Here is a 25818-nt window from a genome sequence, read left to right as displayed (position 1 = left end):
AACGGTTACCCGATATTGTAAATATAGGTTTTTACGCTTCATGCAACATGAATAAACATGTAATGAAGCCTTTAGTTTATTTATTTATGCTAATAAGAAAAGCGCCCCTTTGTTTTACGAAAAAATAATGCCTTAAGGCTATTGTAACGCGGTTTAACGCGTTTGTGTACTACTTAGTAACTATAGTGTAATAACAAGTTTTGCGGCTAAACTAATATTGCCGCTATAAACCAATTAAAAATTTATGAGGACAATTTTTTACACAACATTTGTTTGTGTGATCTTACTTTGCTTTAGCACTGCAAATGTGTTAGCCCAGCAAAGGCAGGTTACAGGTACGGTAGCAGACCAGGAGGGGATTACCTTGCCGGGTGTTACCATTGCAGTAAAAGGTACCGCTACAAGGGCGGTATCTGATGTTAACGGTAAATATGTTATATCTGTACCGGGAACAGGAGCTACCCTTGTTTTCTCGTTTATAGGGATGCAAACCCGCGAACTGCCGGTAAATGCATCGCAAACTAAATTAGATGTTACCCTGCAAAACGCCACACGCGACCTTAACGATGTGGTAGTTGTAGGCTACGGTACTACTAAAAAACGCGATGTAACCGGTTCGGTAGGCTCTATCAAGGGCAGCGACCTAAACCGCGTTCCGTCTGGTAATGTTGACCAGTTACTTCAGGGAAAAATTGCCGGTGTGCAGGTAATTGCGCCATCGGGCCAGCCCGGCGCGGGCGCAACTATCCGCGTAAGGGGTTATGGTTCGCGCAGCGATGCCAACGCGCTTGTGGTTATTGACGGTATCCCATTGGGCGATGCCGGCGATATTAAACAGGTAAACCCTGATGATATCGAATCGGTAGAAGTGCTTAAAGACGCGTCGTCAGCGGCCATTTACGGGTCCAGGGGGGCCAATGGGGTGCTTTTGATCACCACACGTAAAGGTAAAAAAGGCCAGGCGCGTATCACATTAAACGCGCTCACTACCCTTTCTACTTTAGGTAATAAACTCGACGTATTTCATGACCCGGCCGATGTGGCCATTTTAAGTAACGAGTCGCGTATAAACGGTGGCGAGGCGCCGCAGTATGTTGGCCAAACCATTGGCGGTACTTATTACCCATCGGTTGCCGAGCTGCGTGGTATTGACCCTAACAAATCAAAATGGCCATACAACACCGATTGGGCAAAGCTGGTTTACCGTAACCCTATATCGCAAAGCTATACCCTTACAGCCGACGGTGGTAACGATAAAACCATCTACGCCATATCGGGCAATTATTATAATGAGCAGGGCCTGGCTATCAAAAACGGCTACGAAAAGTACATCGGCCGTGTTAACCTGGAACAAAAGCTTAAACAAAACCTTACCGCAGGTATTAACGTGATAAGCACCTGGACAAAAAACTACGGACAGGGCTTGTCGGTGGATCGTAATATCATCTTCCCCGCTTATAATGAGGACGGAACGTACTTTCATATTGGCAGTAACGACTATGGCAACCCGCTGCAAATAGCCAACGAGGTTACCAACCAAAGCAAAACTATCGACCTTTTGTCATCCGCTTTTATAAGCTGGGATATTATGAAGGGTTTAAATCTGCGCAGCCGCATCAGTAACGCCTACGGTAACTCCATCAGCGATAATTACCAGCCGCGCGATGCAACCGGGACCGGGTACCAGTTTCAGGGATTTGGCCAGCTGAATAACTATAGCGCCAATCACCTTATTGTAGAGAACTTTTTAACTTACGACCGCGATCTGGGTAAAGACCACCACATTAACTTTGTGGCCGGTACCAGTTACGAAAACACTACCGTGCGCACATCGTTTATACAGGGCCAGGGCTTTGTGAACGATATTCTGGGCAACGAGAACCTTGCCGGCGCCACTACTTACGTAGTAGGTAATAACCTTACCCGCACGGTGTTAGAGTCGTACTACGGCCGTTTCAATTACACCTTATTTAACCGTTACCTGTTTACGTTTACCGGCCGTACAGATGGTTCGTCTAAATTTGGTGATAATAACAAATACGCTTTCTTCCCTACGGGTGCTGTAGCCTGGAAGGTGAACGAAGAATCGTTTATGAAAGCCATCCCCGAGATATCTGAACTAAAAGTACGCGGAAGCTACGGTTTGGTAGGTAACCAGGGCATATCGCCCTATCAGTCCCTGTCGTTATTGGGTAGCTACAAATATTTTACCGATGGCGGCTTCCAAACAGGTTACGGCCCGCCGTTCTTCAACGATGGATCTAACGTTAACGGCAAGGTGTTTAACGGCCTTGGTAACAAAAGCCTTAAATGGGAAACCACCCGCCAGCTTGACCTGGGTGTAGATATAGGCTTGTTTAACCAGCGCTTTACTATTACGGCAGATTATTACTACAAACATACTACCGATCTGCTTCGCTTAAACCAGATAGCGTTGTCATCGGGTTACAGCGTTATCCAGATTAACGATGGTACTATTGATAACAAAGGCTTTGAGTTAGGTGTAAACGCGCAGGTACTGCAAGGCAAACTGAGCTGGAATGTGGGTGGTAACTTAAGTATTAACCGTAACAAAGTACTGAACATTGGTGGCGGCAACAGCATTGAGGCTGCGCAGGGCGATATCGAGGCCATACGCGCGCCGTTAAACTATTATATAAACGGCCAGCCCGCCAACGTATTTGTAGGATACCTGTTTGATGGCATTGTGCAGCAGGATGGCGGTACATCGCCTGTTGATGGTACCACCCAAAAAGCCGGCGATATCAAATACATAGCAGGCGGCCCGCTGCCGGTAGGGCAAAACGGTAAGTATATCATCGGTAACCCCAACCCTAAGTTTACCTACAGCTTCAATACCTCGTTAAAGTACGACAGGTTTGATCTTTCGGCACAGATCTACGGCGTGCAGGGTAACGATATTTTCAACTTTTCGAAGTTTACCCCAAGCGCGCAGTTGCAACGCTGGACGCCTGATAACCCAAGCAACACTTATCCGAGCGTAAACTCTACCCGTGTAAATTATGCCTCTAACTGGTACGTGCAGGACGGTTCGTTCCTGCGTATCCAGAATGTAAACCTGGGCTACAACTTTAAACCGAATTTTGTAAAAGGAATATCAAACCTAAGGGTATACTTCTCGGGTAATAACCTGTACACCTTTACCAAATTTAACCCAAGCTACGACCCTGAAGTTGGCGAGAACGGACAATTTGGAGGCAATTACCGCAAGCCGCGGGCTTATTCCCTTGGCCTTAACGTAAGTTTCTAATTCCTTAAAAATTGAATTAAACATGAAAAAATTAAAATATATAGCGCTTATCCTGGCAGCAACTTCATTTACAGCCTGCCGGAAACAGCTTGACGAGAAGCCTTACGGTTTCCTGTCGACAGCAAACTTTTATAAGACCGAAGCAGATGCAAATTCGGCGTTGATATACGCTTATTCCATCCTGCCCGATCTGGATTATTACTCGCGTAACTTTATCACCCTTACCGAAGCACCTACCGAAGATATAGAGATAGCTGCCGGTAAAAGTGCAGATAACGTGTTGCTTGATAAACTGGCCGCCACGCCGGTAAACGCTACGCTGAGGCCCGGTTTTCAGCTGCCGTATGTGGGGGCAAACCGCGCCAACCTGGTAATTGCTTATGTGCCGAAAATAACATCTATGAGCGAGGCTGCCCGCAACGAAGTGGTGGGCGAGGCCTACACCCTGCGCGCCCTGCACTACTTTAACCTGGTTAGGTTATTTGGCGCGGTGCCATTGCACCTGGAACCCGTTGACGACCCAAGCAAAACCAATTTGCCAAAATCATCAATGAAGGTTATTTACGATCAGATCATCGATGACCTGACCAAAGCCGCAGGTATGATGGACCAGGTACGCCGCCTGGGCCGAGTTAACCAGGTAGGGGCATGGGGCTTACTTTCAAAAGTATACTTAACCCTGGCATCGGGCAAGGAAAGCGGTTCGCCGGGTTACGAGTTTGTTGAAAATGCCGACGCGATGTACGCCAAGGCAAAAGAGTACGCGGGCATGGTGGTAAATAACCAAAGCGTTTATGGCCTGGATCCAAATTTGGTAGATATTTATGATGTAAACAAAAAGAACGGCCCCGAGCACCTGTGGGATGCATCTGCCGACCGTACCGGCACCAACGAAGGCTTGTACTCAAAACTGCCAAAGATGTTTATGCCAAACCTGAACTTTAAGCTGCCAAACGGGGTGTTTGTACCGGGTGGGTTTAACGAATTTTTAACCGAACCGGCCTTGTACAACAGCTTTGATAACAACGATAAACGCAAAAACGAGCTGATCATATCAACCATTTACGATGTAGGCAGCGGCAACTCGGGCACAGGGCCAACACAAAACCTGAGTATAAACGATGCATACACGAGGCCATTCAGCAATAAGTTTAATGATAGCGGCTGGAAGGCCGGCGATCAAACCAGCTGCAACACACCCATACTGCGCTACTCGGATGTGCTGCTGGTTTATGCGGAAGCATGCGGCCCTACAACCGAAGGTTACAATGCTGTAAAAGCGATAAGGAACCGCGCCGGATTAGGCGACCTGCCGCCGGGTTTAAGCGTTAAGCAGTTCAGGGATGCTGTACTTCAGGAGCGCTCATGGGAGCTTTGTTTTGAAGGACAGCGTTTGTTTGACCTGCGCCGTACTCATAATATCGAAAATATCCTGGTTGATAAATATGGCAAAACGGTAACCGGCGACCCGTATTTCTTCCCCATCCCGCAATCAGAGGTTGACAGGAACCCTAACTTAAATAACCAATCAAATTAAGATCATCATGAAACGTATAAATTATATATTCATCATAGCCATCATTTTGCTTGGGGCTTGTAAAAAAGATCCTTCAGAAGGCATACAGAGCCATGAGCGCGCCATAGAGGCTGTAACCTTAGGTGATGGCCTGGTACAGGTTGGCCCCGCTGTGGTCGACCGCGCAAACTCAAAAGTAACCGTGCGCGTGCTGATGCAGAACGGTACAACGTTCGACAACGTTAAAGCCAATATTCAAACGTCATATAAATCAACTGTAAAACCTGAATCGGGCACATCTATTGATTTTGCCGCCCACGATAACCAGGCAACCTACACAGTAACTGCTGAAACGGGCGAAACCCGCGACTGGACGGTAGAGCTTGTGCCGTTTACGGAGCCCTTACTGGGCACATTTAACGTGCAAAGCCTGGTGGTTTACGGTGGTACCGGCCCTGAGTATGGTGGCGGCGGTGTAATAAAAATGACCGATAAACCGTGGGTATGGCCTGCGGTTGGCGGCCCCGAAGCGGAGCAGGATAACACACTTACCTTTGTTTACACCGGCGTGACCCCTGAGGGAAATACAACTGGTACTGTTACCAATAATGCCGGTGCAGACGGCAAATACGCCGACTTTAAGTATATCCTGAACCCGCCGACAGATGTAAACAATTTCTATCGTACCATACCAAAAGGTGAGGGCACCTGGATACACGATTACAACGCCAATAAGGTGATATTCAAGTCTGCCGACGGAAAAACCACTACAGCAACGTTTGTAAGCCCCGGCACAACTACCGATCTGGGTAACGGCAAATCAAGAACGGTAACCGATAACTCGTTCATGTTCACGCTTAACGGTACCGACGACTGGAACAACATCTACTCGGATTACGACAAATTTGTTAAGCACCCTCGTGTTTACTGGATAGATGTTAAAAAACAATAAAGTACATGCGCACAGCGGCGCTGCCCATATTTAGGAAAAGATCAATGCGAATTATGGTTAACACGGTTTTAACATAAGTATCTTATTATCAAGTTTTTAAGTTAAAAATTAGCTTAATTATGTTAACCATGTTAACCATGATTGGAATTGTAAAGAAGCACTACGAACCTCATTGCAGGGCGCGCCGCTGTAGCATATTGTATTGGATAAATTATAAACTGCATTCCTGAAAAAGATCAAAGTGTTGATAGTATTAATAACAGACCTTATGAAAAAAAGATATTTTCCGTTGATGTGCCTGGTAGCTGTAGCTGTCTTATTTTCGATAATAAGGTGCGGCAAGGATGGCGGAAACAATATTACACCCGTAAAGAACGATCCGCCGGTTGTGGTTACAGACCCACCGGTGGTCCCGAATACCCCATTTAAATCGCTGAAATACCTGTACAGCATAGCTGGTACCAAAACGCTCTCGGGTATACACAACCGCGAGCCAAACAGCACCCCAAAAGCATGGACAGACAAAGCATTTAGCGTAACAGGCAAATACCCTGCGTTATGGAGCGGCGACTTCCTTTTCCAGGCGGATAACATAAACAACCGCCAGCTGATGATCAACGAGGCGGAGGCCCAATTTAAAAAGGGCGCTGTTGTAAACATCATGTGGCACTCATGCAACCCGGCCCTGGCCGAGCCCTGCGGGTTTGATGCCAGCGGCGTTAAAAGCAAATTAACCGATGCCCAATGGAACGACCTGTTAACCGATGGCACCGCCATTAACACCCAGTGGAAAAACCTGGTTGACGAAGTGTGCGTATACCTGCAGCAATTAAAAGATAAGAATGTAGAGGTTTTATGGCGCCCCTACCACGAAATGAACCAGGGCGCGTTTTGGTGGGGCGGCAGGCCTGGTGCAAATGGTACCCGTAAGTTATACCAACAGTTGCACGATTACATGACCAATACCAAGGGCCTTACCAACCTGATTTGGGTTTGGGATATGCAGGATTTTGGTAGCCTGGAAACTGATATGAACGCTTACAACCCCGGTTCGGACTACTGGGATGTGGCCGCGCTTGATTTTTACGACGGCAGTGGTTACACTACGGCAAAATATAATATTATGGTAGCTGCCGCAAAAGGCAAGCCCATTGCTATTGGCGAATGTGATAAACTGCCTACCGCGGCGCAACTTTCTGCACAACCTAAATGGGCGTTCTTCATGAGCTGGTCTGAACTTACCTTCTCGTCAAATACCGATGCGCAGGTAAAGGCTTTATATACAGCGCCAAACGTGGTAACCTTAGATAAAATGCCTGGCTGGTAGGCCTCACCCCAAATCCCTCTGCAAAGGAGAGGGACTTAAAATCAGCTATATTTAGCTAAGTCCTCTCCTTTCAAGAGGGTCAGGTGAGGCTAAAAAGCTGGTTTGAAATTGAAATATTATAAATGAAAAGCTTTTATAGATTGATTGGTGTATTGGTTGTAGTATCGCTGCTGCGCGCGGGCAATGCCTGCGCGCAACCCGGCGGTATCACCTATAGCCAGGTAAACAAAAAAGTAACTGAATATGAAAAAGCGGAGTGGGATATTCAACTATCCGTTCCCTTTAAAAATCCTTACGACCAGCAGGAGGTAAGTGTGGATATGGTGCTTGCCAGCCCATCGGGTAAGCCGCTTGTACTGCCCTGTTATTTTGATAGGGGCGATAGCAAATCGTCTGCATGGAAGGCCCGTTTTGCCGCACAGGAAACCGGTGTTTACAGTTACTACTTTAACCTCAACACCAAAGGTAAAACCACCGAAAGCATTAAAGGTAAATTTACCGTACAGCCATCTGCCAAACGCGGATTTTTGCATAAGAATAACCTTTGGACATTTAAATTTGATAACGGTGAGCTGTTCAGAGGAATAGGTGAGAACGTAGGTTGGGAATCGCGCTCGTTTGAAAACGACAAGTATACTTACGATCGTTTGCTGCCCGAACTGGCAAAGAACGGCGCAAATTTCTTCAGGACATGGATGTGTTACTGGAACCTGCCGCTGGAGTGGCAAAAGGTGCGGTCGACAAAAAGATACAGCAATACCGACCAATACTTTAACCCCGGCGCCATCAAACGCATGGACGAGTTAGTGAACATGACCGATTCGCTTGGCCTATACTTTATGCTCACGCTGGACTGGCACGGCCATTTAATGGAAGACGGAGGCTGGAAAAACAGCCCCTATAACCAGCTAAATGGCGGCCCGGCAAAAACACCAACCGATTTTTTCAGCTTTACATCTGCAAAGCAAAAATATAAGAACAAGCTGAGGTACGTTATTGCCCGCTGGGGATACAGTACAAATATTGCCGCTATTGAGTTTTTTAACGAGGTGGATAATGCCGCCTTTACCAAAGAAGACAGCATCCTGATCCCGCATCATTTTATCACCCAGTGGCATGATGATATGAGCCGGTACCTTAAAGATATCGACCCCTATAAACATTTGGTTACCACCAGCGTCTCGCATCGCGATATAGCCGGCATGAACCAGATAGCATACCTGGATTTTAACCAGAAGCATATTTATAAACGCACCGAAAAGATTCCCGCTATCTATCCTGAATACATCGAAAACTATCGTAAACCTTACGTGGTAGGCGAATTTGGGTACAGATGGGAAGATGCCAACCCTAAGTACGCCAAAGAGGCCAATTTTGATTTTAAGCGGGGGTTATGGTATGGTATGTTTAGTCCAACGCCTGTATTACCCATGAGTTGGTGGTGGGAGTTCTTTAACGATCAAAAGATGGAGCCTTACTTTAAGGGAGTAAGGCAAATCAGCGATATGATGCTGAAAGCAGGCAATGGTAAATTTGTACAATTTGCCGTTAACGCCGGCAGGCTGCACACACAGGCGGTACAATGCGGCAATAAGTACTTTATTTACCTGCTTAATACTACCGGCGAGGATCTGGATACTGATGTGTCATTCGCGTATGCCGGTGCAGGAGCGGCGATGGTAAAGGCTTTTTATCCATCAGCGCTAAAAACCACACAATTTACACAGCTTAAGGCGATTAATAAGCGGTTAAATATTAAAGGCGTTAAACTTAATGCCGGGCAGGAGGTTGTGCTTATCCTGTTGGTAAAATAACCCTGCAACTTCTTATGGTGTGTAATTAGTACACGTTTAAATTGTGTAAAAATGTTGTTTCATTTTAATTTTAGGGCGATTATAGCGGCCTAAACATTATTAAATGTTAAAATAGTATTACTCATATACGGGCTTATTTTATAAGTTTGTTATACCAGCTATAAACACATTTTACCATTTCGTATATCCGGGTTACTGCTGTATAAGAGCGGGGTAAGGTTTATATCTGCTTATGCTTTTGTATATGAGATATTTATACGCTTTAATTACTTGTATAGGCTTGTTGTTATGGAGCAGCGAAAGCCGGGCGCAATACACTTACCAGCAGATAGATAACAGCAGCGGCCTGTCAAACAGTTGTATCAACACCATTTACCAGGATTCTGACAATATCATCTGGTTTGGCAGCTGGGACGGGTTAAACTTTTACGACGGCAACAATATTCACGTATTCAACTACGAGAAAGGGAATAGCAAAAATGCCATTGCCAGCAATGTTATTTACCAGGTAACCGGCGATACCAAACGTAATATATGGATAGGCACTGTAGAGGGGCTGTCAAAATTCAATAAAAACACGGGCGATTTTACTAATTACTTTTATAATCCAAAAAAAGTAAATTCCAACGGCTACACCGTTGCAGTTGACAACAAGGGACAGGTTTACGCGGCGCGCAAAAACAGTTCAGAGCTTTTTATCTACAACACCCAAACCGATAGTTTTAACAGGGTAAATATTAAGGGCCTTACCAACTTTATGCTGCTGCGGATGCTGTTTGATGAACAGGGTACTCTGTGGCTTTTAAAAGATAACGGCATACTGGAAGCATTCCGGAAAAAGGCTGCCGGTTTCGAGTCGGTAAAGCAGTTTACATCTGTACAGGATGTCGACAATGTCTTTATGGCCAATCATAGGGTTTTTTATACCACAAAAAGTGGCGTACTGGTGGGTATCAATAAGCAGTATGCAAAGCAAAGCCTGCTAAAATTACCGCACGAGGTACGGTCAATGAGCTTTTTTAAACAGCACTACGTTTTTGCCTGGGCCTCAAAAGGCATGGGCGAATACGATGAGCAATTCAAACCTGTAAGTACCATAGCTGCACAGATACCCGTTTTGCAGAATGTAAGGGTAACCTCGTTAATGAACGATGCTACCAACCTGCTGTGGTTTGGTACCGATGGCAACGGCGTGTTAAAGGTTGCCAAAAAAGAGAACTATTTCGGTATCGTGCAAAAGCAGCCCAACGGGCAGTCGTTTCATATCCCTGTAAGGGCATTTGCCGAAATAAACGGCGAACTATGGATAGGCACAAAGGGCAACGGCATCATCACTATAAAAAATTGGGGGAGTAAAAATGTAGCTTTCTCGGCCATTAAATCGTTTCACACTAATGTAGACTTGCTGGATAACTGCGTTTACACTATTGAAAAGGGTAATGACGGGCTGGCGTATATTGGCTCGGATGCGGCGGGTGTAACCCTTTATGATCTGAAAACGAAAGAATTTACCAAGTGGGAGGATATCAGCAACAGCGGCGCTTACCCGGCCTTTGGCTCGGTACACTGCATTTTATCAGATAACGACGGCTCGGTTTGGCTGGGGTTGAACGAGAGCGGGCTGGTACACCTTAAACTGGAACGTGATAACGGTAAGATCAGGATAAAATATCTAACCAAATACCAATACACGGGCGATGCCAGGGGCCCCGGTAATGATGTTATATATACCCTTGCGCAGGGCAGCAACAATAATTTATGGATAGGCTGCCGGTATGGTGGCTTAAGCGTTTTTAATAAAGCAACACAAAAATTCCGCACCATGAAGGCGCGTAGTTACGATGGCAGCCTGTCAAACAACGATGTCTTGTCGTTATACGTGGATAACAATAAACGGTTGTGGGTAGGCACAAGCTTCGGCCTGAACTGGGCCGATGAGGCCACGGCCATAAAAAGCGCTAAGCCTGTGTTTAAAAAACTTCATGTAGATAACGGCCTGCCCAATAACACCATCCATGCCATAAGCGAGGATAATACAGGCAATATATGGATAAGCACTAACAAGGGCCTGGCTAAGATAAACCCGGCAAGTTTAAAGATAGTACACTACAAAGAGTCGGATGGGCTGCAAAGCGACGAGTTTAGCGATAATGCTGTTTGGAAGGATAAAGCGGGCATGCTGTTTTTTGGGGGGATTTATGGCTTTAATTATTTCTTCCCGCAAAATATCCATGTGAGTAACGAGCAGCCTCACCTGCTGATATCTGATATGCAGTTTGCCGGCAAAAACGCCCCCGAGCGTGGACTGAAAGTGCTGACAAAGAACGGCTCGGTAATTAACCAGCATTATATATTAAAACCCCAGGACAATTACTTTGAGCTTAACCTGCAGCCTATTACTTATGTTAATTCGCAAAAATGCCAATATGCTTATTTTTTAGAGGGGTCTGACAAAGGCTGGCATTACATAGGCAAGCACGAAAAAATAATTTACAATAATCTGCCGCCGGGCGATTATACGCTGAAGATAAAGTGGTCGAACGGAGAGGGGGCGTGGACACCGGGTGTTACCGCTTTTACGGTAACCGTTAAGCAATACTGGTGGCTGTCGTTATGGGCGTTTTTGGCCTACGCAGTGGTTTTGGTAGGTGCCGGTTTCCTGTTGGTGCGCTATCGCAGAAATAAATTCCTGATGGAACATGAACTAAAAATGGAGCACATGCTGCGCGAAAAGGACGAGAACCTGCACCAGGAACAAATAAACTTTTTTACCAACATAGCGCACGAGCTGCAAACTCCGCTAACGCTGATATTAGGCTCGCTGGAGCGTTACCTGTTTAAAACTAAACGATTTGAAGAGCCAAAGCAGGGTAAACAGTTCCTGTCCATCGTTAGCCAGGAAGCGTCCAGGCTGCACTACCTGGTACACCAGCTGCTGGAGTTCAGGAAGGCCGAATCGGGGCAATTGAAAAATCATTACAGCTACTTTAATATATCAGACCTGCTGACAAATCGGGCAGGATTATTCAGTGTTCTGGTTGATCAGAAAGGGCTTGATTTCTCTATCCACATCGAGCCGGGCATCAGCATGTGGATGGATAAGGATAAGCTGGAGAAGATCATTTTCAACCTGCTCTCCAACGCGTTCAAGCATTGCACCGCTAAGCAATACATTATCTTTTCGGTAGACGCGTGCAAAAAAACCAACCAATTGAAAATCGTGGTAGCTAACTCGGGCTGTAACCTAACTGAAGGTGAAGTGGGGCAGCTGTTTGATAAGTTTTTTGTGGTGGATGGCAGCCAGCAAAACAAAATAAGCTCGGGTATTGGCCTGGCCTTTACCCGGCAGATCGTGCAGCTTTTAGGCGGCGAAATAACCGTGACCTGCGAAAACAACTGGATAGCCTTTAAAGCCTTGCTGCCGCTGAACTATATACCGGCCAAACATGAGCAGATAACCGATACCGATAAAACGGACAACGCGTCGTACATATTCAACTCGTTAACCACCGGCACAAAAACCATTGACCCAAGCACCGTTGCCGATAACAACAAAAGATCGATGGTTAAAAGCTTTGAGCAGGAAGAGAGAAAAGCTATACTAATTGTAGATGATGAACAGCTGATACGTTACCTGCTGAAAGATATTTTAGGCGATACCTATATCATTTACGAAGCATCTACCGGAAAGCAGGCGCTGGAAGTTATACACCGCGCCATGCCCGACCTGATCATCAGCGATGTGATGATGCCCGATATGAACGGCCTGCAGCTTTGCGATCTGATTAAAAATACGTCCGAAACCTGCCATATCCCGTTTGTGCTGTTATCTGCCCGTACCACTACCGAGCACATGACCGAAGGGTACAGCTGCGGGGCGGATGCTTATATCCCTAAGCCATTCCAAACGGAGCATTTACTGGTAAGAGTGCAAAAACTGCTGGAATACCGCGATAAGCTGCACAAGTTATTTAATTCGGGGAATGTTATCGCCCACCTGGATAGCCGGGACGTAGCCGACAGTGACAAGAAATTCATCGAAAAGGTAACCCGCGTTATCGAGGAAAACATAGATGAGGAACTTGACGGCGCTTTTTTGGAGAATGCCTTAAACCTGAGCAAAATACAGCTGTACCGCAAAATCAAAACCCTGTCGGACATGACCCCCACCGAGTTGATCCGCAGCATCAGGATCCAAAAGGCGTCGGCATTGCTCACCGGGTCTGACCTTACCGTTTCAGAGATATTTTACCGCACCGGGTTCAATAACAAAACTTACTTTTTCAGGGAGTTTAAAAAGATATTCAACTGCTCACCAAACGAATACCGGGCAAAGAACAGGCTGCCGGGTGTAAGGCAGGGTTAATCCTTAACCCCCCACACCCTGAAGATGCGCGGGCTGATGATGGTTTCGGGATCGTTGGTGAAGGCTTCAAGGTCGGTAATAATGGAATTAACAGTTTGGGCATCGGCAAGGCCTTCGGCTACTACCGCCTGCTTTATTTTATCCATGGTGATCACGGCCATTTGTTTGCCGTCGCCTTTGGCGAACACGGGCTGTATCACGTCGAAGTTTATTTGAGCTATACCCGCTGCCTTAAAAAGCGACGGTAAACACGGGCCGATATTGGCGTTTTGCCCGCGCTGTTTCGCGGTAGCGGTAAATAAACGTACATACTCATCAAAGGCGGTACACGCCGGGTAGCAAAAGTGGCCACTAAAATCAATGTCCTCTATAATTATTCTCCCGCCGGGCTTTACACTTTTTAGCATATTGTTTACCACCCTTTGAGGTTCTGTAAGGTGCGATAACAGGAAACGCGAATACGCCACATCAAACTGGTTGTGATAGCTGATATCGTAAGCGCTTTGGGTATTATATAAAATATTGCTAATGCCCTTACCTTCGGCATCTTTTTTATTCAGCGCAATGATCTCTTTATCAAAATCTATGGCGGTAACCATGCCGTTGCTGCCGGTTATCTTGGCCGCCATTACCGCCACATCGCCGCCGCCGCACCCTACGTCAAAAAACGAGGCGCCGTGTACAAGGCCGTTTGCTTGCAGTAGCAATTGGGTATGGCCGTGCAACACCCCGGCAAGTAGGTTAAGGCGCTTTTTGCCTTCGATACCGCCGCTAATTATGTAACCCCGTGCCGGCTCCATATATGTTTTTTTAGTTAAAGTATAAATATACATTTTGGCGGCAACTAAGCGAATATTCCCCTTATAGAAAGGCGGTTTTGGCCCTGTACGTGCCTGTGTATTTTGCTTTACTTTACATAAAGGTTAAAAGCTGCCAATCACAATGGATCTACGCGACACAAGGCATATTACATTACAAACAAGCAATGGGTACTACCTTGTGCCCACCTTTAGCCAGGGTGAGAACACTGCCGATACGGTTAAGGTAAAATTCACCTTTCAGCGCGATTTTGTAAAGACCGAGTTCGACTATGTGATAGCCGATAACGAGCAAGGCTTTGTGCGCATGGTAACCTCAACGGGCGAAGAGTTTGCCACCGGCTCGCTGTTCGATCAGTTGTTCATCTGGTATAATTATATCCTTAAAAATTAAGCGGCTAATTTTTTACCGCTCTGTCCTGTAACCCCGAGAAAAAAACAACCATACAAATGGCGCCTATCATGGCGTAAAGCATATCCGATTGTGTATCCCAGATATATCCCTGTGTGCCAAGGAACGAGTCGCCCGACTGGCCGGAAATAATCGACACAACCCACTCTAAAAACTCGTACAGTACACTGATGGTGGTGCAAACGCACACGGTTAAAAACGCTATCCAGTTCTTTTTCTGAAAAACATGCAGCCGGATAAACAGCTCGCGGGTGATCATGGCAGGTACAAAGCCCTGGGTAAAATGCCCTACCTTATCGTAATTGTTACGCGCCTGGTGAAAGGCATCGCGCAGCCAGTTAAAAGCCGGCACTTCGGCGTAGGTGTAATGCCCGCCTATAAAAAGCACATAGCAGTGCAGCAGTATCATCACGTAGGTAAGGTAGCTAAACTGAAAGCGCCGGTAAGTAAGCGCCAGTACAATAAAACCCAGCACGGCCGGGAAAACTTCCAGCATCCAGGTAAAATAATCGTGCGGGTTGATCGCGGAAAGTATCAGCCCGGCAAAGAACAGCAATATTAAAACAGCATGTTTATTCATGTATCCAAACCTAAATAAAGCAATTTATACTTTATTACAAGCTTTTTTGCATGATGAGGTAATCAAAACCGTTTTTATGGAATTCGCTGCCGGTTTTAGTAAATCCAAATTTTTGGTAAAAGCCTGTGGCCGATAGCCTGGCATTACACCAAAGCCTGGTGCCGTTTTCGCGCACAACAAATGTGGTGATATAGTTTAACAATTGTGTACCGATCCCTTTCTTTTGCACATCAGCAACCACCGCAAACTTGCGGAACTGCCAATCGTCATCGCTATGCTTAAACAACGATACCACACCCACCAACGCATTATTTTCAAATGCCCCGAAATGATAGCCATGATTGTCCTCGTCCATCTCCATATCGTGCAGGTATTGGCCTGGATAAAGAACATCCCTGCGTAGCCGCCAGGTTAGGTGAGGGGTTATTTGTTCGATACTTATCATGAGGACAAGGCGAAAGTATAAAGGTAAAAGGTTTTTTAATATCGAACACTGGATGATGAAGTGTCATTCCTCCCTTGGGAGAGGGGCCAGGGTAGCGCGTTGGCGGGGAGGGGCTTGAACGCTGCTTATCGCTTTGTAAAACCCCTCCCTGCACCCTCCCGTTGGGAGGGAATCACGCGGTTATTGCTTCATACTATATACCGGCAAAATCCGAAATCGTATATCTAAAATCTAATATCACAACGGAATATTCCCGTGCTTCTTCTTAGGATTATTCACCACTTTATTTTCCAGCATTTTAAAGGCGTGGATAAGCTTTGCGCGGGTTTCGGCGGGTGTTATTACCTCGTCTATAAAGCCACGTTCGGCCGCGCGGTATGGGTTGGCGAAGATGCTGGCATACTGCTCTTCCTTTTCGCGCCATTTTGCTTCCGGGTTTTCGGCGGCGGTTATCTCGCGCTTAAAAATGATCTCGGCAGCGCCTTTGGCACCCATTACGGCGATCTCGGCGCTTGGCCAGGCGTAATTCATATCGGCACCGATGTGCTTGGAGTTCATTACATCGTACGCGCCGCCGTAGGCTTTGCGGGTAATAACCGTAATGCGTGGAACGGTAGCCTCGCAAAAGGCGTAAAGCAGTTTAGCGCCGTTGGTGATAATGGCGTTCCACTCCTGGTCGGTGCCCGGTAAAAAGCCCGGTACATCTTCAAAAACCAATAATGGAATGTTAAAACTATCGCAAAAACGCACAAATCGCGCTCCTTTGGTTGATGAGTGAATATCCAGCACCCCGGCTAAAAACGCGGGCTGGTTGGCTACTATACCTATACTGCGGCCGGCCAGTCGGGCAAAGCCAACCACAATGTTTTCGGCAAAATCCTTATGCACTTCCATAAATGACCCGCCGTCTATCACCTGTTCTATTACCTCACGAATATCATATGGCTGCGAAACATTTTCAGGCAGTATATCGGTTAGTGCGGGGCGCTCTTCGTTCTTAATCTCGTAAGTCAGGGCAGGGGGGCGGTCTTCGCAATTCTGCGGCATGTAGCTTAACAGCTTTTTTACGTTGTTAATGGCTTCTATCTCGTTGGCGCAGGCAAAATGCGTAACACCGCTTTTAGTTGCATGGGTATTGGCGCCGCCCAGTTCTTCAGATGTTACCTGCTCGTGCGTTACCGTCTTTACCACGTTTGGGCCGGTTACAAACATGTAACTGGTATGCTCTACCATCAAAATAAAATCGGTAATGGCCGGCGAATACACGGCACCACCCGCGCACGGGCCCATGATTGCCGAAATCTGCGGCACTACACCGCTGGCCATGGTATTGCGGTAAAATATATCGGCATAACCGCCAAGCGATACCACGCCTTCCTGTATGCGCGCGCCGCCCGAGTCGTTAAGGCCGATAACAGGTGCCCCGTTCTTCATGGCCAGATCCATTATCTTACAGATCTTTTCGGCGTGGGTTTCTGATAGCGAGCCGCCAAAAACGGTAAAATCCTGAGAAAAAACGTACACCAAACGCCCGTTCACGGTGCCATAACCGGTAACCACACCGTCGCCGGGATATTTTTCCTTTTCCATGCCAAAATCGGTAGAGCGGTGCGAAACCAGCATCCCTATCTCCTGGAACGAGCCCTCGTCCAATAGAAAATGCAGCCGCTCGCGGGCGGTCAATTTCCCTTTTTTATGCTGACTTTCTATACGTGCAGCCCCTCCACCCTCAAGCGCGTGGTCGCGCTTTTTTTGTAAAATCTCCAACTTTTTATTCACAGTGCGGTTTAATTGGTAAAGCGTTAAAATTAGTAATTATATTGTTAACTATTTGGCCTCACCCTGCCCTCTCCAAAGGAGAGGGTTCAAAAAAGGCCGAAATTTAAGTCCTCTCCTTTGGAGAGGATTAGGTGAGGCTATTTAGTAATTATATTGTAAGATTAGCGTTTAACGCAGGGATGATACTTTGCTTTTACAAAAAATCATATCTTTGTAGCACATGAAAAACCGGATTTTTAAAAATTCATTGGCCGCTTTATTTATGGGCATCTTTGTTATAAAGATGGTTATATCTACTGCGTCGGTTTTTGTGTGCATTGATAATAAAACAGTTCATGCGGTTATCATGCAGTTAGAGCATGAATCGAAAAATGAAAAGGAAGACCCCGAGAAAGAATCTGTTAAAGAAAAAAAGGTCTTCGATGAAAGTATCAACCACCTGGTTGTTTACCGCCCTTTCATTGTCGAAACCAATATACTGCACAACTTAGAAAAATCGCTTTACAAGCAAGTTTACCACCCTACGGTACCTACCCCGCCTCCCAACGTTTAATGAAAATAGCCGGATACGCCGTATCCGGTAAGTAACCGCGCGTTCCCTGTTTTTAACGCAGGCCGAACAAATTGTGCTGTTTTACAATACCCTTTCACGGCGTTGTTTAACATGCTGTTTATTTAATTTTCATTATAAAATCATTGTTATGCAAATCAAGCAAGGCGGCGTTACCGCCGGCGATCTTAACCTGAAAAAGTATTTTCTTGCTAAAAATCTAAAAAAAGATATCCCCTCGGGCCTGGTGGTGTTCCTGGTTGCCCTGCCACTATGTTTGGGTATAGCCCTGGCATCGGGCGCGCCGTTGTTTTCCGGTATATTATCGGGTATCATCGGCGGTATAGTTATCGGGGCGTTAAGCGGCTCGCAGCTAAGTGTAGCCGGCCCGGCCGCGGGGCTAACCGTAATTGTGTTAAACTCCATTGCTACATTGGGTTCGTTCGAGGCCTTTTTACTGGCTGTTTTGTTAGCGGGTGCCATGCAAATAGTGCTGGGGTTGGTAAAGGCAGGTACTATTGCCAACTATTTCCCGTCGGCGGTTATCGAGGGGATGCTGGCAGCCATTGGTATCATCCTCATCATGAAGCAGTTTCCGCACGCTGTTGGTTACGATTCGGACTTTGAGGGTGACGAAGGCTTTAGCCAGGCCGATTCAAACAACACCTTTTCGGGCATTATAAGCGCTGTAAGCAAAATAAATTATGGCGCGGTGATCATAGCAGGTGTTTCGTTACTGCTGATGATATACTGGCCAAAAGTTAAAAAGGTGGCCATTGTGCCCGCACCGTTAATGGTTGTGGTTATCGGTGTGGTGTTAGCCTCGTTATTTAGCGGTACAAGCTTAGCGCTTTTAGATAAGCAGTTTGTGCAGATACCTGTTGTAAACAGCACAAGCGAGTTTTTAGGCCTGTTTAAATCACCAAATTTTAGCGGCATAGGCGATAAACAGGTATGGATAACTGCTGCCACTATTGCCATTGTGGCCAGTTTAGAAACCTTGTTGAGCCTTGAAGCAGTAGATAAAATTGACCCTATTAAACGCGTATCGCCTACAAACCGCGAGCTGATTGCCCAGGGTGCGGGGAATGTAGTAAGCGGCTTGCTGGGCGGTTTACCCATGACGGCCGTGATCGTTCGTTCATCGGCGAATGTCAATTCGGGTGCGCGTACTAAAGTAAGCGCCATATTCCATGGTTTTTTACTGCTTATATGCCTGCTAACCATACCATCGCTGTTGAATAAGATACCGCTATCGTGCCTGGCAGCCATATTATTAACAGTAGGGTATAAGCTGGCAAGGATCGGGCTGTTTAAGCACATGTGGCATAAAGGGCTGAACCAGTTTATACCGTTTGTGGTAACCATAGTGGCCGTTATTTTTACCGATCTGCTTATTGGTGTGGGTATTGGTATGCTGGTTGGCGTATTTTATATACTGCGCACAAACCTGCGTAACCCCTATTTTTACACCATTGCGCCAAACGGCGAAAAAAACACCATCCGCATAAAGCTGGCCGAAGAGGTATCGTTTTTAAACAAAGCTGCTATACAGGTAACCTTAACAAGTTTGCCAAAGGGCAGCGATGTGATTATCGATGGCTCGCAGTCGCGCTATATTGACCCCGACGTATTAGAGATCATACACAATTACAAGCACAATGCTTACACCAAAGGTATTGTTGTGCAATTGCAGGATGTAAAGGAAAGGTACGATGTGCCGCCTTTAAAAGAATTAGTTTATAAACCATAAAACAAAAAAGTATCATGTCGACAATTGAAAATAATAAGAACGGAAACAAGCCGGCTATTGATGCCGGCAGCATCAAGCTGGCCCAGGCCCAGAGCTATAAAAAATTGATTAAGGGCAATAGCAGCTGGGTAGCCGAGCGCGTAAAGGAAGACCCTGAGTATTTTAAAAAACTGGCGCAGGGACAAAGCCCGGAGGTTTTGTGGATAGGCTGTTCTGACAGCCGCGTGCCCGCTAACGAAGTTACGGGTACCAAACCGGGCGAGGTATTTGTGCACCGCAACATTGCCAACGTTTGCGTGCACTCTGATATGAATATGCTTAGCGTGCTTGATTATGCCGTTAACGTATTAAAAGTAAAACATGTTATTGTTGCCGGCCATTACGGCTGCGGCGGCGTGGCAGCTGCTTTAACAGGCAAGCAGTTTGGTATTATAGATAACTGGCTGCGCCATATTAAAGACGTTTACCGCTTACACGCTTACGAGCTTGACCGCATTACCGACGAGAAGCAAAAAGTAAACCGCCTGGTTGAACTGAATGTGAGCGAGCAGGTGTATAATCTGTGCAAAACGTCCATCGTACAAAACGCCTGGATGCACCGCGCCGACCTGCAGGTGCACGGCTGGGTAATTGATATAAGCACCGGCTTTATTAAAGACCTTGGCTTAACCAGCAGCGGGCCAGACAACCTGGGCTATGTGTACGAACTGGAAGGTACCGAAGCGCTGGCCGCGCATTAATCCGCCCTATATCTATCTATACATATTGCCCCGGCTGTTATTGCAGCCGGGGTTTTTTATGGCGTATTTTTTTTAGCGCCGCACTTTAATAAGTTTTAAGAGTAATTTAGCCTTTATAAAACAGTACCTATGCTAAGGCAATCAAAAAACGACCGCACGCTTAAAGAAAACCTGTTGCTGGCATCGTCAACGGCGGCGGTAGCAGGCATTACCAATGTAGTGGGCATGGTGGCGTTCCTGGCGTTTACGTCAAATATTACCGGGCATGTGGCCAACCTCGCCCGGCATATTGTTGAGCAAAACTTCGCCCAGATAATCATATTCCTGGTGTGGTTGTTCATGTTTTTCGCAGGGGCGTTTGTGTCCAGCTTTATCATCCGGTCGTACGAAGAACGGAGCTACTACCGCGCGCATTCTGCACCGGTTATTATCGAAATTATTATCCTGTTATTTGTGGCCATATACGGCCATAATTTTTATGAAGAGACCCAAACCGAACGCGAAATTGTAATTGCCGCCATATTGTTTTCAATGGGGCTGCAAAACAGCATGGTGTCGATCGTGTCGGGCGGGCTTATCAAATCAACGCACCTAACCGGGCTGTTTACAGACCTGGGCGGAGATATATCCGATTGGTATCACCCCAGGTCAACCAAAGCCGAGGGTACCAAAAACAAAATATACATTCGCCTTACGGTGCTTGGATTTTACTTTTTGGGTGGCATTATTGGCGGATACTTCTTTAATTTGTACGAGTTTGCCATATTTTACTTTATACCCTTAATATTGCTCACGATATTATATTACGATTTATCAACAGTTGCCCGGCACAAATTGATGCGCTTTTTTTCGCGGAAGAATGCGCCGGTCAGTAAATAAGAAACAATTATCGCCATGTCTAAACATATACACGAAACCAACCACATTAGCTACGAGAGCCTTTTAGAGGGCAATAAAAACTTTGTTGCCAACGCTTTAAAAGAAGACCCCGAGTACTTTACCACGCTTGCAAACGGGCAAAAACCGCCGGTATTGTGGATAGGCTGCGCCGATAGCCGGGTACCTGCCAACCAGATAACCAATACCAAACCCGGCGAGATATTTGTGCACCGCAATATTGCCAATATGGTGATACACACGGATATGAATATGCTTAGCGTATTAGACTACGCTGTTAACGTTTTGCAGGTAAAGCATGTTATTGTAACCGGGCATTATGGCTGCGGCGGCGTACTGGCCAGCATGACCAATAAACAATTCGGCCTGATAGATAACTGGCTGCGCCACATAAAAGATGTTTATCGTGTGCATGCTGCAGAGCTGGACGCGATTGAAGACGAATCCAAACGCGGCGATCGCCTGGTTGAACTGAACGTGATAGAGAACGTAAGCAACCTCTGCAAAACATCTATTGTACAAAATGCCTGGGCAAACGGGCAGGAGCTAAACGTACATGGCTGGGTGTACAGCCTTGCCACCGGTATTATTACCGATATGAAGGTAAGCACCCATAATAACCTGAAAATGGACGAGGTGTTCAGGTTTGAGAAATAGCAGGATCAATACCTAAGAGACATAACCCGCTTGTCATCCCGAGAAACGGAATATCTGTTGCGCTGTGCAGGTTTGCTTGCCACAGCGCGGGTATTCATAAATAAAGGCCAAAGTAAAAACTTTGGCCTTTATTATGCTTATTTAAAGCTTCCGCTTTAAGGGGCTATGGGATTAAACCTCAGCCGTTAAAAACGGGTACCTGTAATCCGTTGGCGGGTCAAAGGTTTCCTTTATCGTTCTTGGCGATACCCAACGCAGCAGATTGATCATTGATCCGGCCTTATCGTTAGTTCCCGATCCACGTGCGCCGCCAAACGGCTGCTGACCAACAACTGCACCGGTTGGCTTATCGTTTATGTAGAAGTTGCCCGCGGCGTTGCGCAGGCGTTGTGTAGCCTCGGCAATGGCGTAACGATCTTGCGATAGAATGGCGCCTGTTAACGCGTAAATAGATGTTTTATCTACAATATCCAGTATATTGCTCCACTCGCTGTCATCGTAAACATACACGGTTAATACCGGGCCAAACAGTTCTTCGCACATGGTTACATAGTACGGGTCGTTAACCTTTAAAACGGTAGGCTCAATAAACCAGCCCTTTGATTTATCGTACTTGCCGCCGGCAACAATCTCAACGCTGTCGTCGGTTTTTGCCGCGTCAATATATTTTGCCAGTTTATCAAACGATGCTTCGGTGATAACGGCATTAATAAAATTCTCAAAATCTTCGGTAGGGCCCATTTTAAAAGTAGCCATCTCGCGTACCATGTGTTCTTTTACAGCAGGCCATAAGCTTGCAGGTATATAAGCCCTTGAAGCAGCCGAGCATTTTTGCCCCTGGTATTCAAATGCGCCGCGCAGCAAGGCTACCGCAACGGCATCAGCATTGGCGCTTGGGTGGGCAAGCACAAAGTCTTTACCGCCGGTTTCGCCCACAATGCGCGGGTAGGTTTTGTATTTATGGATGTTGTTGCCAATGGTTTGCCAGATGTTCTGGAAAACACCGGTTGAGCCTGTAAAGTGGATGCCGGCAAAATCGGGGTGGTTAAATACCACATCGCCAACCTCGGGGCCGGGTGCGTATATCAGGTTGATAACACCAGCCGGCAGGCCTGCTTCAATTAAAACCTGCATAATTACGTTGGCAGCGTACACCTGCGTATCGGCAGGCTTCCACACTACCACGTTACCCATCATGGCTGCCGATGTTGGCAAGTTACCCGCTATCGCCGTAAAGTTAAACGGCGTAAGCGCGAACACAAAACCCTCAAGCGGGCGCTGTTCTACGCGGTTCCATACACCCTTACCCGATACCGGGGGCTGCTGCTGGTAAATTTCGGTCATGTATTGCACGTTAAAGCGCAAAAAGTCGATGAACTCGCAGGCCGAATCAATCTCGGCCTGGTAAGCGTTCTTGCTTTGGCCAAGCATGGTGGCCGCGTTTATCTTAAAACGATATGGGCCGGCAAGCAGGTCGGCAGCTTTTAAAAATATGGCTGCGCGCTGCTCCCATGGCAGGTTTTCCCAATCGGCTTTGGCAGCCAGGGCTGCATCAATAGCCGCTGTTATATAGGTTTTATCGCCGTAGTGAAATGTGCCTAATAAATGCTGATGGTCATGAGGCGGGCGCAGCTCTTTGAGCTTACCCGTACGCACCTCTTTGCCGCCAATATACATGGGTATATCAACCTGTTTTGAGCGTGCCTCGGTTAAAGCGGCTTTAAGGGCCGCACGCTCCACACTGCGCGGGCCGTAGTTTAATACAGGCTCATTTACAGGTGCCGGAACATTAAAAAATCCTTTTAACATAGATGATTATTTTGGTGCCGCAAAGATACGGCGAAATGTGCAGATGTGCGAATGTACGAATGTGCAAATTGGAATTTGTGACATGGGTTTGATGAGCTTTAAAACATCGATAAACATCAATGGCACCAATAACAACCCAGGCTATGGCAAGCAGAATGCGCTTACAGAAGGCCCAGTATACGCATGAAAATCAAATATCATTATATTTTGAATTGTTGGTTTAATATATAATATTTGATATAACCTATTGTAGTACAGTAACTAGTAGTACATTTTTATTAAAACCTTCAACTAAACCTTTCACAAATTATGGAACAAACCAATCCTCCACAACAGCAAATTATTATTGTAGCCAAACAAAAAAGTGTTGGCACCGCATTTTTGTTAGCCTTTTTATTTGGGCCGCTAGGCTTACTGTACGCTTCGATACTTGGTGGCGTGGTAATGTTTTTCGCTACAATTATCCTCTTTTTCGTTATCCCCATTATTGGTGCCGCAATTGCCTGGGTAGGCTGTATTATCTGGGCAGTAATGGCAGCACAAAACGCTAATAAAGTTATTGTTAGATAACATACCTAGCTTCATAAAATAAAAGGGCAGGGTACGTCTGCCCTTTTATTTACTTAATCCGGATATATCCTGGCGATAAACTTTTTATCCTTATCGCTCAGGTAGTAATTATACCCTATCGACGAACCGTCGGTAGTAAATTCTTTTGGTACAGGGTATTGCATTATCGATTCCGGGTCGAATTTGGTGTTGCGTACATCACGTTTTTTATACCTGTCAAAAATGTTAAAGTCCACCTGTTTTTTTGTCCAGTTGTTTGGCGGGCCCATATAGTAATCATAAACCGCCTGCTTATCCCACGGTATCTTTTCAACCGGGCTTAGCTGCTCGTGGCCCAGGCCAATGGCATGGCCAAATTCGTGCACTACGGTACGGCTAAATTCCTTATCCTCGGTGTGTTTGTTGAACCATCCAAAATTCATGGTTTGGTAAGCCTTATATTTTTCGGCGTCGGTACCCAGCAATGACCACGAGCCATGGTCTTTGTTGATCTTGAAGCCTACACGTATGTTCGATTCGGACTTTTTGCTGGTAACCACAAAATGCAGGGTAGTATGGTTGGCCCATTTCCGGGCGTAAAAAATTACCTTATTTCGTAAAAAGTCGCTGCCGTTTATAAAATATACTTTTAGCGTTTTGCCTTTTGGCCACTTGGTACCTTTTACAAAAACACCTTTTTTGCTTACCTCGTCATCCTCCTCATCTAATACAATAGGCTGGCTACTTGTAAATTTATCTACACAAACTTTTGGAATAGCGTCGTCTGTGGCAAAATCAGATTCGTTTTGCTCATCAGAAGCGGTGTTTGCCAATAACTCCTGGTCCGATGCATCGGCACCGGCGGGGCTGTTATTTGATGGTGATGTAATATCACCTTCGGGTGTTTTGGTACATGCAGATGCCATACAAGCTATCAGCATGGCTACCAGATATCTTTTACGCATAATTAATTCTTTTAAAGTAATTAAATTTCGCCCTGTATTATATTGTAACGCCTATGTATCAGATATGTTTATTTTTTTATTGCAAACGAACACGTCAGAAAAGTATTGAGTTTCCCGCAGGCTGGCCCCTTAACTTTCATCATTTGTTGGGGCGGCCGCTATCGCAATTTTTAAGCAAATGTGCCTGCTTTATCAAAAATGTTTATACTTGCAGCATGTCTGATGAAGCAGTTGTAAAACGAATAAAGGTTATCGTTAAAGAACATGGCGGCCAGCTGGCCCTTGCCAATGCCATTGGGGTAGATCAGGGTTTTATTAGCAAGGTTATTAACCAAAAGCAGGATGTAAGCTATTACCTGATCCGTAAACTGTGTTTCCAGCTAAAGTACTCGCCCGAGTGGCTGATACTGGGCACGGGCGAAAAAATGATACACAAGCCCGATTCGGCCAAGCTGATAACCGAGATACAAATGATGCGTACCGAGGTGGATATACTGCACGCCCGCATGCGTGCCTACGAGCTGGAATTGCAGGAATTAAAGCAGCAAGGCGTGGCCGGGCGCCAAAAAGCTGGTTGATAACCGCTTCCAAAATCAGTTAACATTTTATTAATATTAA

General features: G+C 46.1%; 20 protein-coding genes. 14 read left to right on the top strand and 6 right to left on the bottom strand.

The genetic code is table 11. The features are described 5' to 3' along the window. Positions 1-244: 244 nt before the first annotated feature. From HDC91_RS09510 to HDC91_RS09485, 6 genes are all read left to right on the top strand, one after another. Positions 245-3271, top strand: coding sequence for a TonB-dependent receptor (locus tag HDC91_RS09510; RefSeq protein WP_183551269.1), 3027 nt, complete (start codon positions 245-247; stop codon positions 3269-3271). A gap of 22 nt (positions 3272-3293) precedes the next feature. After that, entirely contained in the window at positions 3294-4808 is a 1515-nt protein-coding gene (locus HDC91_RS09505; RefSeq protein ID WP_183551266.1) for a RagB/SusD family nutrient uptake outer membrane protein, read from the top strand. A 7-nt stretch (positions 4809-4815) separates the two neighbouring features. Beyond that, positions 4816-5739 (top strand): hypothetical protein, encoded by a 924-nt coding sequence (locus tag HDC91_RS09500; protein WP_183551263.1) that lies wholly within the window; start codon positions 4816-4818, stop codon positions 5737-5739. Positions 5740-6007: 268 nt separating this feature from the next. Further along, positions 6008-7066 (top strand): glycoside hydrolase family 26 protein, encoded by a 1059-nt coding sequence (locus HDC91_RS09495; RefSeq protein ID WP_221262160.1) that lies wholly within the window; start codon positions 6008-6010, stop codon positions 7064-7066. A 122-nt stretch (positions 7067-7188) separates the two neighbouring features. Next, positions 7189-8880: a DUF5060 domain-containing protein gene (locus tag HDC91_RS09490; protein ID WP_183551260.1), complete on the top strand. Its 1692-nt coding sequence runs from the start codon at positions 7189-7191 to the stop codon at positions 8878-8880. Positions 8881-9124: 244 nt separating this feature from the next. Next, positions 9125-13246, top strand: a complete 4122-nt coding sequence (locus tag HDC91_RS09485; RefSeq protein WP_183551257.1) for a two-component regulator propeller domain-containing protein — start codon at positions 9125-9127, stop codon at positions 13244-13246. Here the strand turns inward: HDC91_RS09485 and HDC91_RS09480 are convergent. Then, positions 13243-14046, bottom strand: coding sequence for a bifunctional 2-polyprenyl-6-hydroxyphenol methylase/3-demethylubiquinol 3-O-methyltransferase UbiG (locus HDC91_RS09480; RefSeq protein WP_183551254.1), 804 nt, complete (start codon positions 14044-14046; stop codon positions 13243-13245). The two genes, HDC91_RS09485 and HDC91_RS09480, sit on opposite strands and share 4 nt — an antisense overlap. A 142-nt stretch (positions 14047-14188) precedes the next feature. On the opposite strand from HDC91_RS09480, the gene HDC91_RS09475 reads away from it, so the two are divergent. Continuing rightward, positions 14189-14458, top strand: coding sequence for a hypothetical protein (locus HDC91_RS09475; RefSeq protein ID WP_183551251.1), 270 nt, complete (start codon positions 14189-14191; stop codon positions 14456-14458). 4 nt (positions 14459-14462) lie between these two features. On the opposite strand, the gene HDC91_RS09470 is transcribed toward HDC91_RS09475, so the two are convergent. The 3 genes from HDC91_RS09470 to HDC91_RS09460 all read right to left on the bottom strand — a co-directional run bounded on the left by HDC91_RS09470 (position 14463) and on the right by HDC91_RS09460 (position 17280). After that, on the bottom strand, positions 14463-15056 hold the full coding sequence (locus HDC91_RS09470; RefSeq protein WP_183551249.1) for a DUF2238 domain-containing protein: 594 nt from the start codon (positions 15054-15056) through the stop codon (positions 14463-14465). A 34-nt stretch (positions 15057-15090) separates the two neighbouring features. Further along, entirely contained in the window at positions 15091-15501 is a 411-nt protein-coding gene (locus tag HDC91_RS09465; protein ID WP_183551246.1) for a GNAT family N-acetyltransferase, read from the bottom strand. Between the two features lie 237 nt (positions 15502-15738). Continuing rightward, positions 15739-17280 carry an acyl-CoA carboxylase subunit beta gene (locus HDC91_RS09460; protein ID WP_183551243.1) on the bottom strand — a complete coding sequence of 514 codons (1542 nt, stop codon included), beginning with the start codon at positions 17278-17280 and terminating at the stop codon, positions 15739-15741. 220 nt (positions 17281-17500) lie between these two features. On the opposite strand from HDC91_RS09460, the gene HDC91_RS09455 reads away from it, so the two are divergent. The 5 genes from HDC91_RS09455 to can all read left to right on the top strand — a co-directional run bounded on the left by HDC91_RS09455 (position 17501) and on the right by can (position 21877). Further along, positions 17501-17833, top strand: a complete 333-nt coding sequence (locus HDC91_RS09455; RefSeq protein ID WP_183551240.1) for a hypothetical protein — start codon at positions 17501-17503, stop codon at positions 17831-17833. Between the two features lie 148 nt (positions 17834-17981). Further along, on the top strand, positions 17982-19583 hold the full coding sequence (locus tag HDC91_RS09450; protein WP_183551237.1) for a SulP family inorganic anion transporter: 1602 nt from the start codon (positions 17982-17984) through the stop codon (positions 19581-19583). Between the two features lie 14 nt (positions 19584-19597). Then, positions 19598-20323: a carbonic anhydrase gene (locus tag HDC91_RS09445; RefSeq protein WP_183551234.1), complete on the top strand. Its 726-nt coding sequence runs from the start codon at positions 19598-19600 to the stop codon at positions 20321-20323. A 129-nt stretch (positions 20324-20452) separates the two neighbouring features. After that, the gene (locus HDC91_RS09440; protein WP_183551231.1) at positions 20453-21202 is read left to right on the top strand and encodes a YoaK family protein; all 750 of its coding nucleotides are present in this window, start codon (positions 20453-20455) and stop codon (positions 21200-21202) included. Positions 21203-21217: 15 nt separating this feature from the next. Further along, positions 21218-21877 (top strand): carbonate dehydratase, encoded by a 660-nt coding sequence (gene can / locus HDC91_RS09435; RefSeq protein WP_183551228.1) that lies wholly within the window; start codon positions 21218-21220, stop codon positions 21875-21877. Positions 21878-22048: 171 nt separating this feature from the next. Here can and pruA read toward each other — a convergent pair whose 3' ends face one another. Continuing rightward, the gene (gene pruA / locus HDC91_RS09430; RefSeq protein ID WP_183551224.1) at positions 22049-23686 is read right to left on the bottom strand and encodes an L-glutamate gamma-semialdehyde dehydrogenase; all 1638 of its coding nucleotides are present in this window, start codon (positions 23684-23686) and stop codon (positions 22049-22051) included. 309 nt (positions 23687-23995) lie between these two features. Here pruA and HDC91_RS09425 point away from each other — a divergent pair, with 309 nt between their 5' ends. Then, positions 23996-24256, top strand: coding sequence for a hypothetical protein (locus HDC91_RS09425; protein ID WP_183551221.1), 261 nt, complete (start codon positions 23996-23998; stop codon positions 24254-24256). Positions 24257-24309: 53 nt separating this feature from the next. On the opposite strand, the gene HDC91_RS09420 is transcribed toward HDC91_RS09425, so the two are convergent. Next, complete coding sequence (locus HDC91_RS09420) at positions 24310-25200, bottom strand: M12 family metallopeptidase (protein WP_183551218.1); 891 nt, start codon at positions 25198-25200, stop codon at positions 24310-24312. Between the two features lie 215 nt (positions 25201-25415). Here HDC91_RS09420 and HDC91_RS09415 point away from each other — a divergent pair, with 215 nt between their 5' ends. Then, positions 25416-25778, top strand: coding sequence for a helix-turn-helix domain-containing protein (locus HDC91_RS09415; RefSeq protein ID WP_183551215.1), 363 nt, complete (start codon positions 25416-25418; stop codon positions 25776-25778). Positions 25779-25818: the final 40 nt, after the last annotated feature.

It is taken from the genome of Mucilaginibacter sp. AK015 (genome assembly GCF_014200785.1).
Lineage (GTDB): Bacteria > Bacteroidota > Bacteroidia > Sphingobacteriales > Sphingobacteriaceae > Mucilaginibacter.
This window is presented reverse-complemented; position numbering and strand designations above follow the sequence as displayed.

What these genes read in the sequence shown, in the direction of transcription:
- HDC91_RS09510 (WP_183551269.1), top strand. Translation starts at nt 245, where the DNA reads ATGAGGACAATTTTTTACACAACATTTGTTTGTGTGATCTTACTTTGC.
- HDC91_RS09505 (WP_183551266.1), top strand. Translation starts at nt 3,294, where the DNA reads ATGAAAAAATTAAAATATATAGCGCTTATCCTGGCAGCAACTTCATTT.
- HDC91_RS09500 (WP_183551263.1), top strand. Translation starts at nt 4,816, where the DNA reads ATGAAACGTATAAATTATATATTCATCATAGCCATCATTTTGCTTGGG.
- HDC91_RS09495 (WP_221262160.1), top strand. Translation starts at nt 6,008, where the DNA reads ATGAAAAAAAGATATTTTCCGTTGATGTGCCTGGTAGCTGTAGCTGTC.
- HDC91_RS09490 (WP_183551260.1), top strand. Translation starts at nt 7,189, where the DNA reads ATGAAAAGCTTTTATAGATTGATTGGTGTATTGGTTGTAGTATCGCTG.
- HDC91_RS09485 (WP_183551257.1), top strand. Translation starts at nt 9,125, where the DNA reads ATGAGATATTTATACGCTTTAATTACTTGTATAGGCTTGTTGTTATGG.
- HDC91_RS09480 (WP_183551254.1), bottom strand. Translation starts at nt 14,046, where the DNA reads ATGGAGCCGGCACGGGGTTACATAATTAGCGGCGGTATCGAAGGCAAA.
- HDC91_RS09475 (WP_183551251.1), top strand. Translation starts at nt 14,189, where the DNA reads ATGGATCTACGCGACACAAGGCATATTACATTACAAACAAGCAATGGG.
- HDC91_RS09470 (WP_183551249.1), bottom strand. Translation starts at nt 15,056, where the DNA reads ATGAATAAACATGCTGTTTTAATATTGCTGTTCTTTGCCGGGCTGATA.
- HDC91_RS09465 (WP_183551246.1), bottom strand. Translation starts at nt 15,501, where the DNA reads ATGATAAGTATCGAACAAATAACCCCTCACCTAACCTGGCGGCTACGC.
- HDC91_RS09455 (WP_183551240.1), top strand. Translation starts at nt 17,501, where the DNA reads ATGAAAAACCGGATTTTTAAAAATTCATTGGCCGCTTTATTTATGGGC.
- HDC91_RS09450 (WP_183551237.1), top strand. Translation starts at nt 17,982, where the DNA reads ATGCAAATCAAGCAAGGCGGCGTTACCGCCGGCGATCTTAACCTGAAA.
- HDC91_RS09445 (WP_183551234.1), top strand. Translation starts at nt 19,598, where the DNA reads ATGTCGACAATTGAAAATAATAAGAACGGAAACAAGCCGGCTATTGAT.
- HDC91_RS09440 (WP_183551231.1), top strand. Translation starts at nt 20,453, where the DNA reads ATGCTAAGGCAATCAAAAAACGACCGCACGCTTAAAGAAAACCTGTTG.
- can (WP_183551228.1), top strand. Translation starts at nt 21,218, where the DNA reads ATGTCTAAACATATACACGAAACCAACCACATTAGCTACGAGAGCCTT.
- pruA (WP_183551224.1), bottom strand. Translation starts at nt 23,686, where the DNA reads ATGTTAAAAGGATTTTTTAATGTTCCGGCACCTGTAAATGAGCCTGTA.
- HDC91_RS09425 (WP_183551221.1), top strand. Translation starts at nt 23,996, where the DNA reads ATGGAACAAACCAATCCTCCACAACAGCAAATTATTATTGTAGCCAAA.
- HDC91_RS09420 (WP_183551218.1), bottom strand. Translation starts at nt 25,200, where the DNA reads ATGCGTAAAAGATATCTGGTAGCCATGCTGATAGCTTGTATGGCATCT.
- HDC91_RS09415 (WP_183551215.1), top strand. Translation starts at nt 25,416, where the DNA reads ATGTCTGATGAAGCAGTTGTAAAACGAATAAAGGTTATCGTTAAAGAA.